This window comes from Coraliomargarita sinensis, assembly GCF_003185655.1.
Taxonomy (GTDB): Bacteria; Verrucomicrobiota; Verrucomicrobiia; order Opitutales; family Coraliomargaritaceae; genus Coraliomargarita_B; species Coraliomargarita_B sinensis.
Map to the genome: position 1 here is coordinate 39,495 of NZ_QHJQ01000010.1, position 17,738 is coordinate 57,232.

At 55.0% G+C, this 17,738-nt stretch carries 22 protein-coding genes and 1 pseudogene; 18 read left to right on the top strand and 5 right to left on the bottom strand.

From position 1 onward, the window contains the following. Window positions 1-2 precede the first annotated feature (2 nt). Complete coding sequence (locus DDZ13_RS12635) at window positions 3-323, bottom strand: rhodanese-like domain-containing protein (RefSeq protein WP_110131822.1); 321 nt, start codon at window positions 321-323, stop codon at window positions 3-5. Between the two features lie 54 nt (window positions 324-377). On the opposite strand from DDZ13_RS12635, the gene kdsB reads away from it, so the two are divergent. Next, window positions 378-1,106, top strand: a complete 729-nt coding sequence (gene kdsB, locus DDZ13_RS12640; RefSeq protein WP_233246158.1) for a 3-deoxy-manno-octulosonate cytidylyltransferase — start codon at window positions 378-380, stop codon at window positions 1,104-1,106. A 331-nt stretch (window positions 1,107-1,437) separates the two neighbouring features. Next, a complete protein-coding gene (locus tag DDZ13_RS12645) occupies window positions 1,438-2,226 on the top strand; it encodes a hypothetical protein (protein WP_110131824.1) in 789 nt (262 codons plus the stop codon). A gap of 26 nt (window positions 2,227-2,252) precedes the next feature. On the opposite strand, the gene DDZ13_RS12650 is transcribed toward DDZ13_RS12645, so the two are convergent. After that, complete coding sequence (locus tag DDZ13_RS12650) at window positions 2,253-3,338, bottom strand: substrate-binding domain-containing protein (protein WP_110131825.1); 1,086 nt, start codon at window positions 3,336-3,338, stop codon at window positions 2,253-2,255. Window positions 3,339-3,500: 162 nt separating this feature from the next. On the opposite strand from DDZ13_RS12650, the gene DDZ13_RS12655 reads away from it, so the two are divergent. The 10 genes from DDZ13_RS12655 to DDZ13_RS12700 all read left to right on the top strand — a co-directional run bounded on the left by DDZ13_RS12655 (window position 3,501) and on the right by DDZ13_RS12700 (window position 10,298). Next, window positions 3,501-4,292, top strand: coding sequence for a PEP-CTERM sorting domain-containing protein (locus DDZ13_RS12655; RefSeq protein WP_110131826.1), 792 nt, complete (start codon window positions 3,501-3,503; stop codon window positions 4,290-4,292). Window positions 4,293-4,469: 177 nt separating this feature from the next. Continuing rightward, entirely contained in the window at window positions 4,470-4,733 is a 264-nt protein-coding gene (locus tag DDZ13_RS12660) for a type II toxin-antitoxin system Phd/YefM family antitoxin (protein ID WP_110131827.1), read from the top strand. Continuing rightward, the gene (locus DDZ13_RS12665; protein WP_110131828.1) at window positions 4,733-5,143 is read left to right on the top strand and encodes a type II toxin-antitoxin system VapC family toxin; all 411 of its coding nucleotides are present in this window, start codon (window positions 4,733-4,735) and stop codon (window positions 5,141-5,143) included. Before DDZ13_RS12660 ends, DDZ13_RS12665 begins: the two co-directional genes overlap by 1 nt. Window positions 5,144-5,657: 514 nt before the next feature. Continuing rightward, entirely contained in the window at window positions 5,658-6,884 is a 1,227-nt protein-coding gene (trpB, locus tag DDZ13_RS12670) for a tryptophan synthase subunit beta (protein WP_110131829.1), read from the top strand. Between the two features lie 158 nt (window positions 6,885-7,042). Next, on the top strand, window positions 7,043-7,606 hold the full coding sequence (locus tag DDZ13_RS12675; protein ID WP_110131830.1) for an anthranilate synthase component II: 564 nt from the start codon (window positions 7,043-7,045) through the stop codon (window positions 7,604-7,606). 505 nt (window positions 7,607-8,111) lie between these two features. Further along, complete coding sequence (gene nrdR, locus DDZ13_RS12685) at window positions 8,112-8,582, top strand: transcriptional regulator NrdR (RefSeq protein ID WP_110131832.1); 471 nt, start codon at window positions 8,112-8,114, stop codon at window positions 8,580-8,582. After that, window positions 8,569-9,042: a hypothetical protein gene (locus DDZ13_RS12690; RefSeq protein ID WP_110131833.1), complete on the top strand. Its 474-nt coding sequence runs from the start codon at window positions 8,569-8,571 to the stop codon at window positions 9,040-9,042. The genes nrdR and DDZ13_RS12690 overlap by 14 nt, the downstream gene beginning before the upstream one ends. Before the next feature lie 74 nt (window positions 9,043-9,116). Next, window positions 9,117-9,593: a hypothetical protein gene (locus DDZ13_RS12695; protein WP_146209363.1), complete on the top strand. Its 477-nt coding sequence runs from the start codon at window positions 9,117-9,119 to the stop codon at window positions 9,591-9,593. Between the two features lie 135 nt (window positions 9,594-9,728). Then, window positions 9,729-9,908, top strand: coding sequence for a hypothetical protein (locus DDZ13_RS15770; protein ID WP_233246159.1), 180 nt, complete (start codon window positions 9,729-9,731; stop codon window positions 9,906-9,908). Between the two features lie 51 nt (window positions 9,909-9,959). Further along, window positions 9,960-10,298: a histidine triad nucleotide-binding protein gene (locus DDZ13_RS12700; RefSeq protein ID WP_110131835.1), complete on the top strand. Its 339-nt coding sequence runs from the start codon at window positions 9,960-9,962 to the stop codon at window positions 10,296-10,298. 400 nt (window positions 10,299-10,698) lie between these two features. Here the strand turns inward: DDZ13_RS12700 and efp are convergent, their stop codons facing one another. Beyond that, complete coding sequence (gene efp / locus DDZ13_RS12705) at window positions 10,699-11,256, bottom strand: elongation factor P (protein WP_110131836.1); 558 nt, start codon at window positions 11,254-11,256, stop codon at window positions 10,699-10,701. A gap of 129 nt (window positions 11,257-11,385) precedes the next feature. Here efp and DDZ13_RS12710 point away from each other — a divergent pair, with 129 nt between their 5' ends. From DDZ13_RS12710 to nth, 3 genes are all read left to right on the top strand, one after another. Further along, the gene (locus DDZ13_RS12710) at window positions 11,386-11,889 is read left to right on the top strand and encodes a hypothetical protein (RefSeq protein ID WP_110131837.1); all 504 of its coding nucleotides are present in this window, start codon (window positions 11,386-11,388) and stop codon (window positions 11,887-11,889) included. Between the two features lie 107 nt (window positions 11,890-11,996). Next, window positions 11,997-12,293 (top strand): TM2 domain-containing protein, encoded by a 297-nt coding sequence (locus DDZ13_RS12715; protein WP_110131838.1) that lies wholly within the window; start codon window positions 11,997-11,999, stop codon window positions 12,291-12,293. 122 nt (window positions 12,294-12,415) lie between these two features. After that, entirely contained in the window at window positions 12,416-13,066 is a 651-nt protein-coding gene (gene nth / locus DDZ13_RS12720) for an endonuclease III (protein ID WP_110131839.1), read from the top strand. Between the two features lie 6 nt (window positions 13,067-13,072). Here nth and DDZ13_RS12725 read toward each other — a convergent pair whose 3' ends face one another. Beyond that, a complete protein-coding gene (locus DDZ13_RS12725) occupies window positions 13,073-13,462 on the bottom strand; it encodes a hypothetical protein (RefSeq protein WP_146209364.1) in 390 nt (129 codons plus the stop codon). A gap of 219 nt (window positions 13,463-13,681) precedes the next feature. On the opposite strand from DDZ13_RS12725, the gene clpB reads away from it, so the two are divergent. From clpB to DDZ13_RS16035, 3 genes and pseudogenes are all read left to right on the top strand, one after another. After that, the gene (gene clpB / locus DDZ13_RS12730; RefSeq protein ID WP_110131841.1) at window positions 13,682-16,294 is read left to right on the top strand and encodes an ATP-dependent chaperone ClpB; all 2,613 of its coding nucleotides are present in this window, start codon (window positions 13,682-13,684) and stop codon (window positions 16,292-16,294) included. 271 nt (window positions 16,295-16,565) lie between these two features. Then, window positions 16,566-16,826, top strand: a complete 261-nt coding sequence (locus tag DDZ13_RS15640) for a hypothetical protein (RefSeq protein WP_199221126.1) — start codon at window positions 16,566-16,568, stop codon at window positions 16,824-16,826. A gap of 25 nt (window positions 16,827-16,851) precedes the next feature. Continuing rightward, window positions 16,852-16,985: pseudogene (locus DDZ13_RS16035) on the top strand (type II toxin-antitoxin system YafQ family toxin); the annotation flags it as partial. 32 nt (window positions 16,986-17,017) lie between these two features. Here the strand turns inward: DDZ13_RS16035 and DDZ13_RS12745 are convergent. Further along, the gene (locus tag DDZ13_RS12745) at window positions 17,018-17,719 is read right to left on the bottom strand and encodes a hypothetical protein (RefSeq protein WP_110131843.1); all 702 of its coding nucleotides are present in this window, start codon (window positions 17,717-17,719) and stop codon (window positions 17,018-17,020) included. Window positions 17,720-17,738 lie beyond the last annotated feature (19 nt).

Sequence of the window (17,738 nt, forward strand, 5' to 3'; positions counted from 1 at the left end):
GTTCAATACCGCGGCGTCCCGGGATCCACTTCCAGCGACCAGCTGTGAATGCCCCCGGCCAGATTCAAAACTTTCTTAAAGCCCTTGGCTTCCAGATACTGCTGTACGTTGGCACTGCGCATGCCGTGGTGGCAAAAAACCACCATGGTTTCGTCTTTTGGCAGCGAATCCGCCCGCTCCGGAATCTCGCCCATCGGAATGTGCAAGGCCCCCTCGATCCGGCAGATGGCCAGCTCCGAGTCTTCCCGCACATCGAGAAAGGTCACCTTCGGGTCGGTATCACGTAATTTAGCCGCGTGGGTCGCACTGATTTCCTTGTTCATTGCCGATCTTTCATGATGATTGGGGGCAAGATGTCAAAGACGCCTGTTATAATTGTGCCCACCCGGCTCACGTCCTCCCGCTTCCCGCGCAAGCTGCTTCACCCCGTTCAGGGCAAACCGGTTATTCTCTGGACAGCGGAGCGCATTCGCGAGGTGGCTCCGGAGTTCCCGCTTTATTTTGCGGTGGACGATGCCGAGTTGGAAGACTGTCTCGGCGCCGCCGGCTACCAAACCGTGATGACTCGTCCCGATCATCCCAGTGGGACGGATCGACTCGCCGAAGCCAATGCCAGCGTCGGCGCGTCGGCCGTCATCAACGTGCAGGGCGACGAACCCCTCGTCACCGGCGAGCAGATCCGCGCCCTCGCCGCCGGCCTCAAAGGTGGCGCTGCCATGTCCACGCTTGCGGTCCGCTTCGAGCGGCCGGAGGACTTTGCCAATCCCAATCAGGTCAAAGTCGTCCGCGACCGCGCCGGCCTTGCGCTCTATTTCTCGCGCTCGCCTATTCCCTTCGCCCGCGATCAGCAGGGGCAAATCGACGTCGCCTGGCTTTCGGAGCATCTGGTCTACCGTCATCTCGGGCTCTACGCCTACACCGCTGATTTCCTATCCGCATTTTCCTCCCTGGAGCCGGGCTATCTGGAAGAGCTGGAAAAACTCGAGCAGCTCCGCGCCATGGAGCATGGGTACAAAATCCACGTCGGGATTACCGACCAGCCGACCATCGGAATCGATACACCCGAGGATGTGGCTGCCTTTGAAGCGGCCTTGAAGAAAATTTAGCCTCGGTGGCCTCCGTCTGCGCTTTTCCAAGCTACGCCGGACAGGACGCCGGACATGGTCGCTGGTGACAGCGGGGCCCGGTGCGGTTTGATCTTCTTCCTCGTGTCTCGCTCACCCCAAAACTGAGTTTTGACTTGTGCGGGCGTAATCCAATGGAGCCTCAGGCGACGTGGCCTTGCTCGCTTGTGACAGCGGGGTCGACCGAATTCTTAGACATTATTTATGACCGGAAAAGTAATCCGTTCAGTAAATAAAATGTGAACTCAGTTTTCACGATGCTTCATGCTTTATATTTTGCCCTGAAGGCATGAACCTAGCAGAGGTTTGAATTATGTCCTTGATCAGAAAAACACTCATTTTTTTAGCGGGCGGAGCTTTGGTGTGCGCGGCGACAGCCAATGCCAATGAGATCTTTCGGGAAAATTTTGAATTTCCCAATGTGACGGAGACCACCGAGCCGAAATTCACCAGCGAGCGAAGGCCCGGCGCATGGGTGGTGGGGCCGATCAACCCGGATACCGGCAATCTCGTCTACGGGGCGGAACGGCAGGGGATTGTCGATGCGGTCAACAACGCTTTCTCCGCCTCAGTCGGAAACAATCAGGCCTATGCCTTCCGCTACACCGCCTCACCTCAAATTGTCTCATCGGAAGCAGCTTTCCGCATCACCCTGGAAGAGGGGTCGGTCTACACGCTCTCCTTTGATGTACAGCAGGACCGGAACGACAATGAGGACCCCTCCGTCGCCATGGGTTACGACGCTTACATTCTCGCTTTCAATCCCGGCGCCGACCGCGGGGAGGACCTGGGCGGGAAAAAACGGGACATGCCGGACAAGGAGCATACCATTTTGGGCCAAGCCACCGGAACCGTCGACGCCGGGCCGTCCTTTTCCCGGGTCACGCTGACCTACACCGGCTTGCCCGCCGACAGCGAGCACTTCGGCAAGGACATCGGGATCGCCTTCAAAGACCTCTGGATGGGTAATCCGGACTCTAACATCTCCTCTGGCGTGATCGATAACATCAACTTTACCGTGGACCGGATTCCGGAGCCTTCGGCCTTGGTTTTCGGGATACTGGCCTTGTGTGCCGGTTTTCGCCGTCGTTGCTGCAGCTAGCCGATTCGAAAAGGAGCGTCTCTTTTTTATGTCTCGCCCGTTTGGGCACGCGCCCCCGGCACCGGACCGATCGTCCCGCCTTCCAGGATGCTGGCCGGGGTGTAGACCTGCTTATTATTCACTTTCCCGCGACTAACTTTTCTCACCCATTTGACAATATGCTGCACCACCGGGTCGGAGGGCCAGTTGATGCAGGTCACGTGGGGGGCGCACATTTCAAAAACTATGTCGTTGTCGGTGCAGCAGATGGAGATTTGCTCGGGGATGGAAATGCCGCGTCGCGAAAGCTCGAGCAGGGCCGCCACGAAAAACTGGCTTTCCTCGATGATCAGTGCGGTCGGGGGTGTCACTTTAAAAAGTCCGTCCAGGCACTCCTGAAAGCCTCTGGCATTACTCTTCCAGTCGGGCAGGTTGTAACTGCCCGCTTTAATGCCGTTGGCTTGCAGCGTTTCCAAATAGACCCGTTCGAAGAGGCCCAGGCTGGGGTGTAAGCGCTCCTCCCGACTGAACATGACGATGCGCTCATGTCCCAGCGAGATGAGCTTTTGGGTTAATTCCCGAATGGCCCCGATCTTATCGGGCCCTGCACCGGCAATCGGGACCTCGCGCCGACGGCCAAACAGCGCTATTGTGGCGAAGGGTTGGGTGGCGAACCATTCCAGTATCTCCTTTGAGGCCGCGGTCGGGATCCAAACATCCGAGGGATTCGCCCGGACAAAGCGCTTCACCTTCTCGAGGTCCATGCCCATGCTGGTCAAGCTGCGTCTGGAAAATTCCAGAGTGTGGCCGGCCGCCGTCAGCAGGCTCTGCAGTTTTTGAATATAGAGCTTGTCCTTCACCCCTTCATCATAAAGGAGAAGAGTGATTTTTAACCCCCTCCGCCGCTGTTTCTCGGACAGGACGATCTTTCGCGGCCGCCCGGCCCCCTGGGATTGGACAACGCCCTGTTCCTCCAGCAGCTGAATGGCCGCCGTGATCGTCTTACGGTCGATCCCGGTTTCTTTGGACAGCGCCGGCGTGCCCGGAAGGTTTCGGTCCCAGCGACCGCGCAGGATCAGTTTCTTTAAATGTTGAGCGACCTGCTCAGAAGGGGAAAGGATGTCGAAGGGCATGGCTCTTTTTGATTTTTAGAGGCTATTTTTGAGAATAATGTCGTAAAGGCGAGGTTTTTCCTGTCCGGATAAGGGCAGGTGGGTAGGGCTGTTATTGTCTTGAAAAAAAGATCAGGGTGTGATTGTGTTACTAACAGTCGCTGTTTATGTAGTCTAATCTCTATGAATGACTTACCATTCATTCCCACACTTTCAGCAGTATTCTTGGCTGTTAGCGCGCTTAGCGCCCAGACGCTTTTCTACGAAGGTTTTGATTATAATACTGGCGATCTTTCTACTGAGACTTCAGGTGTATGGAGCGACAATGGTTCAACCATCGAGAGTCCGGGCATGTCTTGGGGGTCGCTTTCTGTTGTAGGCAACAAGGTTACCATGTCTGACGATTCTTCATGGACTGATATTGGCAGCACTTTTGACACATTCATGGATGACGGTGACACGCTTTGGTTCAGCGTGATTATCAACACGATTTCAGGCTCCAATCCTGATTTCGCTTTCGCCCTCAGTACTGACGAAGGAAATGATACAAATAACGTTCCTCTTCAAAACTCTGGCGATGGAATTGGTTTTCGTATTAAGGGTGGGCTGGAAGCGGCCACTTGGAGCGGAGGAGTTGTTAGCTCATCTAGCGGCGTAGGATATACCTCTGGAACTGACCTTTTCGTGGTTGGTGAAATTATTTTTGGCGCTACCGATACCATCAATATCTATACCCCTGGCACTGATCTGGTTCTGGGCGATGTCCAACAAACCGTATCGGCGTCTTTGACCCAGAGCAACTTCGACACTATCACATTTTGGAACAAAACGTCTGATCCTCGTGCCGAAACTGACGAAATCCGCTTTGGCATATCGTATGCCGATGTCACTCCTGTCCCGGAACCCGGCACCTTCGCGCTCCTCGGCGGCTTGCTCGCCTTGACTTCGGTCATGCTGCGCCGCCGTCGCAGCTAAGGTTGCTGCCATTTTAAATTTCAAAAATCCGCTCCAGCTTCGGAGCGGATTTTTTTGTACTTGGAAACCGCGGCCTGTTGCTGAGGGGTGTGCATGAAGGTTTTGAGTGCCACCTGCGATGACTAGGGACCTACCACCAAGCTTGACTTAGCCAAATAGTTTAAAATACTTGGCTACATGGAGGTGAAGACTGGAGAGCTACGTAACCAATTGAGCCGTTATCTCAAGCGGGTGCGGCAGACTGGAAATTCCATCATCGTCCTGGACCGCAATCGGCCGGTCGCGGAGATTCGCCCCTACGTGGAAGATGCGGCATCGGCTCGCTCCGATGTCTGGGCACGCCGGGCCCAGATTGAGGCCCAACAGGGTGTATTCGACGAGGACTTTGAGCTGCCGGAACGAAAGACCCACGCGGACAAGCATGCGAATCCCTTGGACTGATGGCGCTTCGCTACCTACTGGATACGTCGGTCTTTTCCCAGCCCATTCGTCCGCAGCCTCTGCCTGTGTGCCAGAGCCGTTGGCAGCAACAGGGTGATGGCAAGTTGGCTGTGCCCGCCATGGCCATTGCCGAGGTCGAGTATGGTCTGTTTCTCAAGGATTCCGATAAGTTATGGAGCGCCTATCGGGCGATACTCAAGGGTCGCCTGCAGGTTTTTGATTTTACGGCCCCAGTGGCTTCGGTCTTTGGAGAGATGAAGGCGAGGCAAAGTCAGCTCGGCAAATCGGTTGATGATTTCGATCTGAGTATGGCAGCCATCGCCGTTGCGCACAATCTGACCCTTGCCACGTTGAATGTGCGCCATTTTAAATTGATCGAAGGTTTGGACTGGGAGGATTGGTCGAACTGAAATACGACAAAGAGGAATAGACGAAGGTCTTCCGAAAATGACGAAGCAATTTTTGAACCGCAGAGTTCGGGGAGAACGCGGAGAACTGAGGGAGAAGGAAATGGGCTATTTGTAGATGTCTGAGAAACGAGCTTTCCGACGAGTCCTCAAGCGTTCAAAGAGAAACGATATATTCGGTAGAAGTTGTCGGGGTGATTCATCCCCCGACCGAGCGGGTTAGGGGCTGCGAATGGGCTTCCGCTTGGAGCGCCCCAATCGGCTGTGACCTGTCAGGCACGGTGCAAACAAGTCTGCCATTCGGGTCGGGGGATGAATCACCCCGAGAACGCAAATAGTCCTCCACGAAAATCTTCGAAGAACCGAAAAATGAAACCGCTCGGCGAAGCCTCAGCGCGCTCTCCGAACTCTGCGGTTAACGGTTTCTTTTATTTTCTTACACTGACAGCCGTTAACTCGATTATGTTACCCACCACCGCGCTTGACAAAGCCGCGCTCTGCGCGCCGTATTCTAAGTATGCCAACTGCGACGCCAGGACTAGAACTTGATCCGCTCAGCCTCCCGGATGAGCGGGGCCATTTTGGGCCCTATGGGGGCATGTATGTGCCCGAGACCTTGATGACTCCGCTCTTCGAGCTGACCGAGGCTTACAAGGCGGCGCGGAAGGATCACGAATTTCAAAAAGAATTGGACCATCACCTGCGTGAATTCGCCGGCCGTCCGACCAATCTTTATTTTGCCGAGCGGTTGACCGAGCACTGCGGTGGAGCGCAGATCTACCTCAAGCGCGAGGACTTGCTCCATACGGGGGCCCACAAGATCAACAATGCGCTCGGGCAGGCCCTGCTGGCCAAGCGGATGGGGAAGAAGCGTATCATTGCCGAAACGGGGGCCGGGCAGCACGGCATCGCCACGGCGGCGATGTGCGCCAAGATGGGCTTTGAGTGCGTCATCTACATGGGCGAGGAGGACATGCGCCGCCAGTCCCTCAACGTCTATCGTATGCGGCTCTGCGGGGCCGAGGTGCGGGGCGTCTCGGCCGGGCAGAAGACCTTGAAGGAGGCGGTCAACGAGGCCATGCGCGACTGGGTGACCAATGTGCGCACGACGCACTACATCATCGGCTCGGCGCTGGGCGCGCATCCTTTCCCCATGATGGTACGGGACTTTCACCGGGTGATCGGTGAAGAGACCCGCCGTCAAATTCTGGAAAAGGCCGGGCGCCTGCCGGACGAAGTTACTGCCTGCGTGGGTGGCGGCTCCAATGCCATCGGGATCTTTTTCGCCTTTCTCAAAGACCTGGAAGTGGCGCTGACCGGCGTGGAAGCCGGCGGTCACGGCATCAAGCCCGGTGAGCATGCCGCCCGTTTCGAGGGCGGTCGTCTCGGCGTGCTGCAGGGAGCCAAGACCTGGATTCTACAGAGCGATGAGGGCCAGATTGATCTGACGCACTCCGTATCCGCCGGGCTCGACTATGCGGCCATCGGCCCCGAGCACGCCTACTACCGCGATGCCGATCGTATCCGCTTCGGCTACGCGACCGATAACGAAGCGCTTGACGCCTTCAAGGCGCTATGTCGGGTCGAGGGTATTGTGCCCGCGCTGGAATCCTCCCATGGCATTGCCTACACCATGAAGCGCGCCAAGGAAATGAGCAGCGACCAGATCATCGTGGGCAACCTCTCCGGCCGCGGCGACAAGGACGTGCAGGAAGCGGCCCGGGTGATGGGGGATGATGTTTAGAACCGTTAATTAACGTGAATTAACGTGAATGATGGTTTAGATTGTTCAGGAGGATTCGTCATCGACGAAAACGCTTAAACATCATTCGCATTCACATCGGAAAAATCTTCTCTTATTAACGTCAATTCACGTAAATTAACGGTCTAAATCATTTTCTTATGCTTCTCGTCATCGATAACTACGATTCCTTCACCTACAATCTGGTTCAGTATTTTGGCCAGCTTGGGGTGGAGCAGAAGATCTATCGCAACGACGCTATTACGGTGGAGGAAGCCCTCGCGCTTGATCCCGAGCGGGTGATGATTTCTCCCGGGCCCTGTTCGCCCAACGAGGCCGGCGTCTCGCTGGCGATGATCGAAGCTTTTGCCGGAAAGAAGCCGCTGCTCGGGGTTTGTTTGGGGCATCAGTGTATCGGCCAATACTACGGCGGTAAGGTCATCCGGGCCGCTAATCTCATGCACGGGAAGACCAGTCCGGTGACGCACCGCGATACGGATATCTTCCAGGGCCTGCCCAATCCCATGGAGGCGACCCGCTACCACTCTCTCATCGTAGAACGCGAAAGTCTGCCCGACTGCCTCGAAGTCACAGCTGAGACGGAGCAGGGCGAGATCATGGGGCTGGCCCACAAGGAGCTGCCTCTCTGGGGCGTGCAGTTCCACCCGGAGTCCATCGCGACGGAGCAGGGGATGAAGATGCTGGAGAATTTCCTCAAGCTCTAGAGATTCAAATCGTCTTACCCTTGCTCCTACTCTTACTCAAACCCGGGCGTATTTTGCATGAACCGCAGAGGCGCAGAGGTCGCAGAGTTTTTACGGCGGGTTTTGATCCTTGTCTTTGAGATGTTGGGATCGAAGACCTTGGTCGGCCCACCCGATCATTCTAGGGCGGGGTGATTGAGATTGAGATTAAGATTAAGAGTCAGGGCATGGGGACTAGATGCGGTTTGATTGCCCTTCTTGCGCACTAAATATAGTGTTTGCCAAATTGTCACACTACATCTAGTTCATAGAACTTCGTCAGTTTTTCTAATATCGTTTTCTTAAGTTTTAATCTTTTAGATGAGTAACTCCGTAGCCTCGAAACTCTGTTTCGGGGTCGATGCAGGTCGCCCCGGTTCCCAGAACCGGGGCCACAATAGTCATTTCTGTAAGGTGCAAAACTTTTTGAAACGGTATAATTCCTGTCTTCTGGCTCCTAACTTCTGAATTCTGACTTCCTTTCAACATGCGTTGTCCAAAATGCACCTCGATCGAGACAAAAGTGCTCGATACCCGAACCGGTAAGAACGAAACGTCGATCCGTCGCCGTCGCGAGTGTCTGGATTGCGGCTATCGCTTTACCACGATTGAGGAGGTCCTACGCGCCGATTTGCAGGTGGTTAAGCGCGACGGCCGTCGTGAGGACTTTGATCGCGCGAAAATGCTCGGAGGCCTGAAGAAGGCGGTGGAGAAGCGGCCGATCGACGTCATGCAGATCGAAATGCTGGTCGCCGACGTCCTGTCCGCCCTCGAGAACGAGTTCGACCACGAGTTCCCGGCGAAAGCGATCGGCGAGCAGATCATGATGCGCCTGAAGCACCTCGATCAGATCGCCTACGTACGCTATGCTTCGGTCTACAAGGATTTCCGCGACCTTTCGGAACTGGCCCAGGAGATCAACGAGTTGAAGTCGTCTTCCGGAAATGCCACGACCTGACCCCGTCGAACAGCTGCGCACGCTCAATGAGCTGCTGGCCCGGGTCTCCGATCCCGAACGCAGTGAGCACGCCCGCCGGGCGCTGGAATTTTTCTACCGTGAGCACCCGGAGGACGCCGCTCAGGTACAACTCGGGAGCTACGTCGAGAAACTGGCGCGCCTCCATTTTGGAGAAGGGGGCGAACCTGCCAGCATGGGGTTCTCCCACTGGCATGTGCCGCAGCTGGAGGTCTTCAGCGCCCTCTGGATCCGGCAGGCTATTGTCGGGGAAATGAAGAAGCTGGCCGGTCGGCGCGAGGCCTTACTCTTGGTCACGGGGCTGCGTGAGGCCGTCTGCCCCAGGGGCAAATACTGGACGCAGGCCCGGCAATCCGAGTATGAGCGTGTACGTGGCTGGATTGAAGAACTGGCCTGCGCCTGGGCGACCCGCGGCTCACAATTGCAGGTGGTGGTGCTTTGATGAAGGACCCCGCAGCGAAAATCGACAGCTGGCTGTACGCTTTACTTTTTGGGCTGTGATCGCATGCTGGGATCATGAGATTGTTTACCCTGTTCCTCGTCTTGCCCATCACTCTCATTGCCCAGACTACCGAGCGCGGAGAGGCCTCGCATTTGAAAGGCATTAACTACCTCTACATGAATGTGGATACTTCGCTCGCGCCCCGAATTACTTCTGCCGAACGTTTGGATATCAGTGATATCGTGGAGCTGCAGTTGCGACGCGCCGATATTAACTTGAGGCCCTATGTGATGAATGCCCCGCAAACCAACGTGCCGCTGGTGGAGGTCTCGATCAAGGTAGCCCAGTCCCGGAGCGTGGATAACTATGAACTGACTCTGAAAGTCTTTGATTATGTCACCATCGACCGGAATAAGCAGCGGACCATCGCCACAATTTATGAGATGCAACGCGAGAGTGTTCCCACGCCTGATGATTTGAGTTCCCTCAAATCCAAATTGCGGGAACTGATGAGTGATTTTGTGACTGCGTTTGAAAAGCAGAATCCGTAGCCGAACGTCTTTGAGAATCTACTCTGATGTATGAAGAAGAGGAGGGAACCAAGGATGAACAGGTATGCGGAAAAAAACTAAGAAACAGAAACCAGAGTGCCGGGGAAGGAGCCGTTCATTAACGTTAATTAACGGTTGAAAAAAATAACATGTATACCGGAGGATAAGCACTCGACCATGGGACGCCGCACGACCGGCCTGCTCTACATCCAGTCGAAGCTGGATAAACCGATTTATGCCGCCGCGAATCCGCGAATCATCAGCAATCTAAAATCCACAAGCTGGGGTATTAGTTCTATGCTTGCTGTTCCTTGAAACGCTTGCGACTAAGTATCCCCAAGACTTTCGACCCATATAAATAATACTATGAGCACACTCTTCGAAAAGATCATTGCCCGCGAGATTCCGGCCAAGGTGGAGCACGAGGATGACGCTTGTATCGTCATTCACGATATTGATCCGCAGGCCCCCGTACATGTACTGGTTATTCCGAAAAAGCCCATTCCGCGTGTGGGCGAAGCCGGCACAGAGGATCAGTCCCTGCTCGGTCATTTATTGCTGACCGCGGCCGAGATGGCAAAGCAACTGGAACTGGATGCCGGATATCGCGTTGTCATCAACAACGGGAAACAAGGCGGCGAGGCGGTGCCGCATCTTCACGTGCATGTGCTCGGTGGCCGCCAGATGAACTGGCCTCCGGGGTGAGAGATTGTAGAGGCTGCGCTTGCGCATGCCATGAGCCAACTGGCAGAGAATAACGTCTGCTTACTTTTATTGGCAATATCATCGAATCTGAGCCAACAAACGGAGTATGGACATTCCTGTCCATCCATAGCATCGCGAATTGAGATGCATATTGAATTTAGAAAAGTTCTCCCTTGCGATCAATCGGGACAGGAATGTCCCGACTCCGTTTGCCACCCGTATCCAACATCCCCTATACCACCAGTAAAAGTCACAAAGTGGTATGAGATGCCACTGAAGTACGCTCTTTTAAGCTCGTTTTCGTGATGCGGTGATGCCGATCCGAGCGTCACAGCGCGAGACTTACCACTGGCATCCGCAAGCGGAGCCTCTACTGTCTTCGGGCCTCTGCCCTCTGAACCTAAGCCCGGCCAGCGTAGGAGCGGTCGGCGGTGTTGACCTTGATGACCTCGCCTTCCTTGATGAAGAGCGGCACCTGCACGGTAAGTCCGGTTTCCAGTGTGGCCGGCTTCTGCACATTGCTGGCGGTGTCTCCCTTAACCCCTTCCGGTGATTCGGTGACTTTCATTTCAATAGAGGCGGGCAAGTCGATGGAGATCGGTTTTTCGTCCACATGCAGAATGCTGTAGGCCTGGTTTTCGACCAGAAAATCCTTGGCATCCTCGACCAGGCTTTCATCCAGAATCACATCCTCGAATGTTTCCGGATCCATGAAGTGGTAGCCGTCTCCGTCGATATAGCTGAACTCGAGTGTGACCATATCGGTATGCAGGATCTCAACCGAGTCAGTGGTGCGGATTTTGGTGTTGGTGCTGGCCCCGGTATTGAGGTTACGCATGGTAACTTGCATGAAGCCGGCCTGGCGCCCCTGCGTGCGGTGCTGCACATCAAGCACGAGGTGAGGGTTGTTTTGATAGTTCAGGACTTTGCCTTTACGGACGTCGGTAGGTGATGCCATAGCTGTGTTGTGTTGAAAAAAGGCCTTTATTTGTCAGCCGCTATCGGGGCTGTCAAGGGCACGCGATCCATGCAAAATAAGGTGGCCCGTCAGGGGAAAGTCTGCCTTACTGTGGGAAAACCTTGAATCATGCCCCAGGAATTAATCGATTCCGTCTCAGAACTGGTCTCTGCCTGCATTGATTATGAGCCCGGTTCGACCCAGTTCTACGTCGTTCTGGGGGCTTTTGCGGTCGCTTGGATTGTGGTGGCTCGTGTTTTCATGGGCCTGCTGAAAAGCGACCGCGGCTTTCTGGCGGCCACAGTCGCGCTGATTCTTCCGTTCTTCTTCGGCTTGCTCGCCTACGGGGTTGTGGATGTGCGTGTGGTCCCGCAAATCGAAGCTGATTGGGCGGGAAAATATCTGCCACTTGCTTCCTTCGTTTTTGTCGCCCTGCTTGTCATCCTGTATTTGTCCAAGCGGGTCTTTATGGTGAGCGGTTATGCCGCTGTGTTCATTTTCGCTTTTGCCACTGCGGCCGCCGTGACCGCCTTTTTCGGGGTCGAGGTGACACTTAAAACCCTCGAAAAAGGGGAGGAGCAACTCAAACAACGCGACGAGCGTGACCGGGAGACCATCGATTCGGTTCTATAGCGAGATCAAGCGGAACCGGCGTCAGGCGACTCATAAATTTTTCTCGAAAAGTAAACGACTGATGCATTAACTGGAAATTTCTAACCACAACTAACGAAAGCACTAACATGTCTGAAGAAAACGTTCCCCAAGAACCCGCCGCACCAGCTGCCAAGCCCGCCGGTGCCGATAAGAAAATTGTCGCCGGTATTCTGGCTATCGTGCTCGGCGCACTGGGTATTCACAAGTTCATCCTCGGTTATACCAAGGAAGGCGTCATCATGCTGCTGGTTTCTGTGCTCACCCTGGGGTTATTTGCATGGGTCATGGGAATTATCGGTTTGGTCGAAGGGATCATGTATTTGACCAAGTCGGACGAAGAGTTCGTCGCGACCTACATCAATGGCAAGAAAGGCTGGTTCTAGCACCTGTATCCGGCTCTCCTGATTTTTCAGCCGCCCGCAGGGGCGGCTTTTTTATGCGAACGTTACTGACGTCGCGGTCTTTTGGCTAGCCCCGGACGTGTCGATCAATTTCATTTCGAGCTATGACCAAGACCGAACGAGCCGCCTATGTTCTGAAGCGATTGAACGAGCTGTATCCGGATCCGCCAATTCCTTTGGACCACAAGGATGCCTACACGCTTTTGATCGCGGTCCTGCTCTCGGCCCAATGCACGGATGAACGGGTCAACAAAGTGACACCATTGCTTTTTGCCCGGGCGGACAATCCCACCGATATGGCCAGGCTCTCCGTGGAGGAGATTCGGGAAATCATTCGGCCCTGTGGTTTGTCGCCCATGAAGTCGAAGGGCATCGCTGGACTCTCCCGCATCCTGCTGGACCAGCATGGTGGGGAAGTGCCCGCCGATATGGCGGCGTTGGAGGCCTTGCCGGCGGTGGGGCACAAGACCGCTTCCGTCGTCATGAGCCAGGCCTTTGGCGTGCCCGCCTTTCCCGTTGATACGCATATACATCGGCTGGCTCAGCGATGGGGGCTGACTTCGGGCAAGAACGTCGTGCAAACCGAGCGTGATCTGAAGCGCCTCTTCCCCGAGTCCAGCTGGAACGACCTGCACTTGCAGATTATCTACTACGGGCGCGAGCACTGCACGGCCCGCGGCTGTGACGGTATGGTCTGCGACATATGCCAAACACTTTATCCGCAGCGCAAGCGGGCCAAGAAAACCAGGAAATAGGAACGCTTAAAAATCGAAGAAAAAGCCGCCGGAGGCCGGAACGGTTTCGCCGAATGACGATTCACTGTCCGCGCCTTCCTTTTTCTTTTTGATCAACTCGCTGCCCGGGCTGCCAAAGTCGCTGTCTTTTGTCCGCAGGCTGGTAATCTCGGTTTCGAATTCGCTGCGTTTCGCCTTGGCCGCAATACCGGTCCCGGCTTTCGGGGCTTTCTTCTGGAAGACCGAGGCGGCTACAACAATCCGACCGGTTTTGCTCGCTGCCTTCGCGTCTTCGCGTACATCGATCAGAAAATAGCTCCCCTGTTGGTAGGCGGGTAGCGAAAGGGGTAGGGAAGCGGCGAGAAGGCCAAGACTTGTCCACAAGCGCGTCGTCCGGACTCTAATTCTCGTTTTCATAGGTTCATGGACTACACTTAAGCAGCAAAGTGTCGAGATGGAATCGAAATGGGCCATTTTGTCGCACCTGTTGCCGGCTTTGACTCACACCGAGTTTTTTTGGAATCAATGGATGCTGTTCTATTGGTATGCAAACTGTTAATTGATAGATACTTATAGATGTAATTTATCTTCATCGCGCGGGTGAATTCTGGAATGAACCATGCAACTCAAATAAGTATGAATATTGATTTTAACAGTTTTACCGAGAAGTCCGCCTTTGCCTTTCAAGAGGCACAGTCGCTTGCACAACAGCACGGCCAACAGGAGATTGATGTCTGGCATCTGCTACTAGCGCTTGTGCGGCAGGAAGACGGTATTGTGCCGGGCTTGCTGGAGCGTATGGGGATCACCACTTCTGCTTTGGATCTGGCGCTCAAGCGCGAGTTGGATGCGCTGCCGAAAGCAAGTGGCAGCATTAATGCCAGCCAGGTCTATATCTCCGCCGCCTTGCAGAAAGCTTTGGCAGCAGCACAGAAGGCGAAGGAAAAGCTGTCCGATGATTTTGTCAGTACCGAGCATCTGTTTCTGGGGCTACTCGATGCCGCCAGCGGAAAACTCGCCAAGTTCTTTCAACAATTTGAGATCGACCGGGATAAATTTTACTCAGTCCTGAAAGAGGTGCGGGGCAACCAGAAGGTGAATACACGAACGCCCGAAGCAACCTTCGAAGCCCTTGAGAAATACGGGATCGACCTCGTGGAGCAGGCCCGCAAGGGAAAGATGGACCCGGTGATCGGTCGTGATGACGAGATCCGGCGGGTCATTCGTATTCTGTCGCGCAAAACCAAGAACAATCCCGTTCTGATCGGTGAACCGGGCGTCGGTAAGACCGCGATCGTGGAAGGGCTTGCCCAGCGCATTGTGCGGGGGGACGTGCCCGAGGGGCTCAAGGACAAGACCATCTTCGCCCTCGACATGGGCTCTCTGGTCGCCGGCGCCAAATACCGCGGCGAATTTGAAGAGCGGCTCAAGGCCGTCCTCGCCGAAGTCAAAGGCAGCGAAGGACGTATCCTGCTCTTTATTGACGAGCTGCACACGATTGTTGGCGCGGGCAAGACCGAAGGTGCCATGGATGCGGGCAATATGCTCAAGCCCATGCTGGCCCGCGGCGAGCTTCACTGTGTCGGGGCCACCACGCTCGACGAATATCGGCAGCACATTGAAAAGGATGCCGCCCTCGAACGTCGCTTCCAGACGGTGATGGTCGACCAGCCCAATGTCGAAGACACGATTTCGATTCTGCGCGGCCTGCGTGAGCGCTTCGAGCTGCACCATGGTGTGCGTATTCAGGATAACGCCCTGGTGCAGGCAGCCATTCTCTCGCACCGGTACATCAGTGAGCGTTTTCTCCCGGACAAGGCCATCGACCTGGTCGACGAAGCTTGTGCCATGATCCGCACGGAGATGGACAGCATGCCTCAGGAACTCGATGCCTTATCCCGCCGCGCGCTCCAGCTGGAAATCGAAGAGGCCGCGTTGAAAAATGAAAAGGACGAAGCGTCCAAACAACGGCTCAACGTACTTTCGCGGGAGTTGGCGGATGTTCGCGAGAAAGAATCCGGACTGCGGGCGCAATGGGACAAGGAAAAGGGCGCCATCGACGAGATCCGCCAGGTTCGTGAGGCGATTGACGCAACCCGCATCGAAATGGAAAAAGCAGAGCGTAATTACGACCTGAACACGGTGGCGCAGTTGCGGCACGGTAAAATGCCAGAACTCGAAGCGCAACTCCAGAAGCTTGAGGCTGCGGAAGTTCAGGAGGGGGCGCTGCTTAAGGAGGAAGTTTCGCAAGAGGAAATTGCCGATATTGTATCCAAGTGGACCGGTGTCCCGGTAACCCGCTTGGTCGAGGGCGAAAAAGAGAAACTTCTTCGACTCGAAGATGTCCTACATGAAAGGGTGATCGGACAGGATGAGGCCGTCAGCCTTGTCTCCGAAGCCATCCTGCGTGCACGGGCCGGTATCAAAGACCCGCGCCGGCCGATCGGAAGTTTCCTCTTCCTCGGACCGACCGGCGTGGGCAAGACCGAGCTCGCGCGCACCCTTGCGCAAACGCTTTTCGACACGGAGGAAAACATCGTCCGTATCGACATGTCGGAGTACATGGAGAAGCATGCCGTGGCCCGTTTGATCGGGGCGCCTCCCGGTTATATCGGTTACGACGAAGGGGGGCAACTGACTGAAGCGGTTCGCCGTAAGCCCTACAGTGTCGTTCTTTTCGATGAAATCGAGAAAGCGCACCCCGATGTATTCAATGTCCTGCTCCAGGTCATGGATGACGGGCGTATCACGGATGCGCAGGGGCATACGGTCGACTTTAAGAACACCGTCATTATCATGACTTCGAACGTCGGCAGTCGTTTCCTCACCGAGGGTGTGGCCGGCAGCGAGATTCCGGAAAGCGTGCGCGAATCGGTCATGGCCGAGCTGCGGCAGGGCTTCCGTCCCGAATTCCTGAACCGGATTGACGACGTTATTCTGTTCAAGCCCCTCGCGCTCGAGGAAATCACCCGAATCGTGGATCTGCTGTTGGCCGACTTGAACAATCGTCTGGCCGAGCGCCGGATCACCATCGAGTTCGATGACAGTGCCCGCGATTGGATTGCCGAACGCGGATACGACCCAGTCTACGGCGCCCGCCCGCTCAAGCGCTTCCTGCAGAAGCAGGTGGAGACACGTCTCGCCCGAGCCTTGATCGCCGGCGATCTGGGAGAGGAAAGCACGGTGCTCTTCAAGCTGGAGGGGGACGCTCTCGGGATGGAGACGATTGACCGTGTCGAACTGATCTAATCATTTAAAATGAACTCAAGGCCGAGATCGCACACGACGACAGTTGGCTTGCAATCTCCCATGAAATCAACGATAATACTCCTAATGAAGGCAGCAGAAATCATTGAAGAGATTGCACGCCTTCCCTAAAATAAAAAGGGAAATGTCTTAGAGTTTGTGCGCCATCTGCCTAATGCAGAGACGCTTGAAGCGATCAATGAACCGACCGCCGATCTGCCGCGTTACACCAGTATGGACGAGGTAAGCAGTGTGCTTAAAGACCTTGTCAATAATGCTTAACGTTGTCTTCAAGAACCGCTTCAAGAAAGACTTGAAGAAGCTTAAGTCGTCCAATCGAGACGAAGACGACTTGCTTGCAGTTATTGACGTTTTGGCAAACGAACAACCGCTTGAGGAGAAGTTATACCTATTTAAAAAAGATTTGATCCTTCTCCGCCCTAGCGATGGCACGCCAGTGCCGTCGATTGGCATTCAGGACACACCTTCGACCTTGCTGGCGCAAGTTCGCTACAAAAACCTGTTTCCAAAATGATCAAAGTTTTTGCAAAGTATTACACGATCATAACTTGATCGGGAACTATCTAGGTTGCCGCGAATGTCATATTGGACCCGACTGGCTTTTGATTTATCAGATAACTGATACGACTTGTTGTGGGATCGCACGGGCTCTCACAGCGAGCTGTTTAATTAGGCCCCCTGTCACCTTTTACCTTCAGAAGTCCACTAAATACGCTTCATGTACTTCTTGCCGTTTTCGTCGACGAAGAGGATGCGCTTTTCCTGAATGATCATGACCTTTAGGCCGAGGGCGTAGTTCACGTATTCGCCGACAGAGTAAGATTTACCGTTAAGAATGACTTTGCTTTCGCTATCGGAAAGCCGCACTCCGTTGACTTTTGACTGGGTAAGCCAGTCGATAATCTCCTGACTGGGCTTTGCCGCAGCGCGCGCCGCCGCTTCTTCCGCGGCTTTGGCCTCAGCCGCCGCTTTGGCTTCGGCGGCCTCGCGGGCCTTGCGCAATTCGTCAACAACAGTCGGGGTGGCTTCCTGCTCCAAAGGTGGTGTTTGTGTTGAGGCCACGGCAGGCGGTGCCAGCGGTTCAAGTGGCTCAGACGTCTTCTCCGCAGTTTGCCCGGGCTTTGGCTGCTCGGGCGGCGCTTCCCCGGCTGGATTTTCCGTCTTAGTCGTCGGCGGCTGCTGGGCGAGAGGTGCGGGGTCATCACCTTTTAGAACCACTACGCTGAGCCCGGCGACCAGTCCCAGAAGCAAGGCAACGGCGGCAATCAATCCAATGAGCAGGCCGGGTTTCATTCCGCTTCCGCTTGCCGGAGCGGCCGTGGAAGGTCCGTTGGCATCGCGATCCCCCATCCGTGTGGGGGTGCGGTCGCGTTGAGCTTTACGCAGTGCTTGGTTGATCAGGGACATGTTTTGATAAATGAGTAAT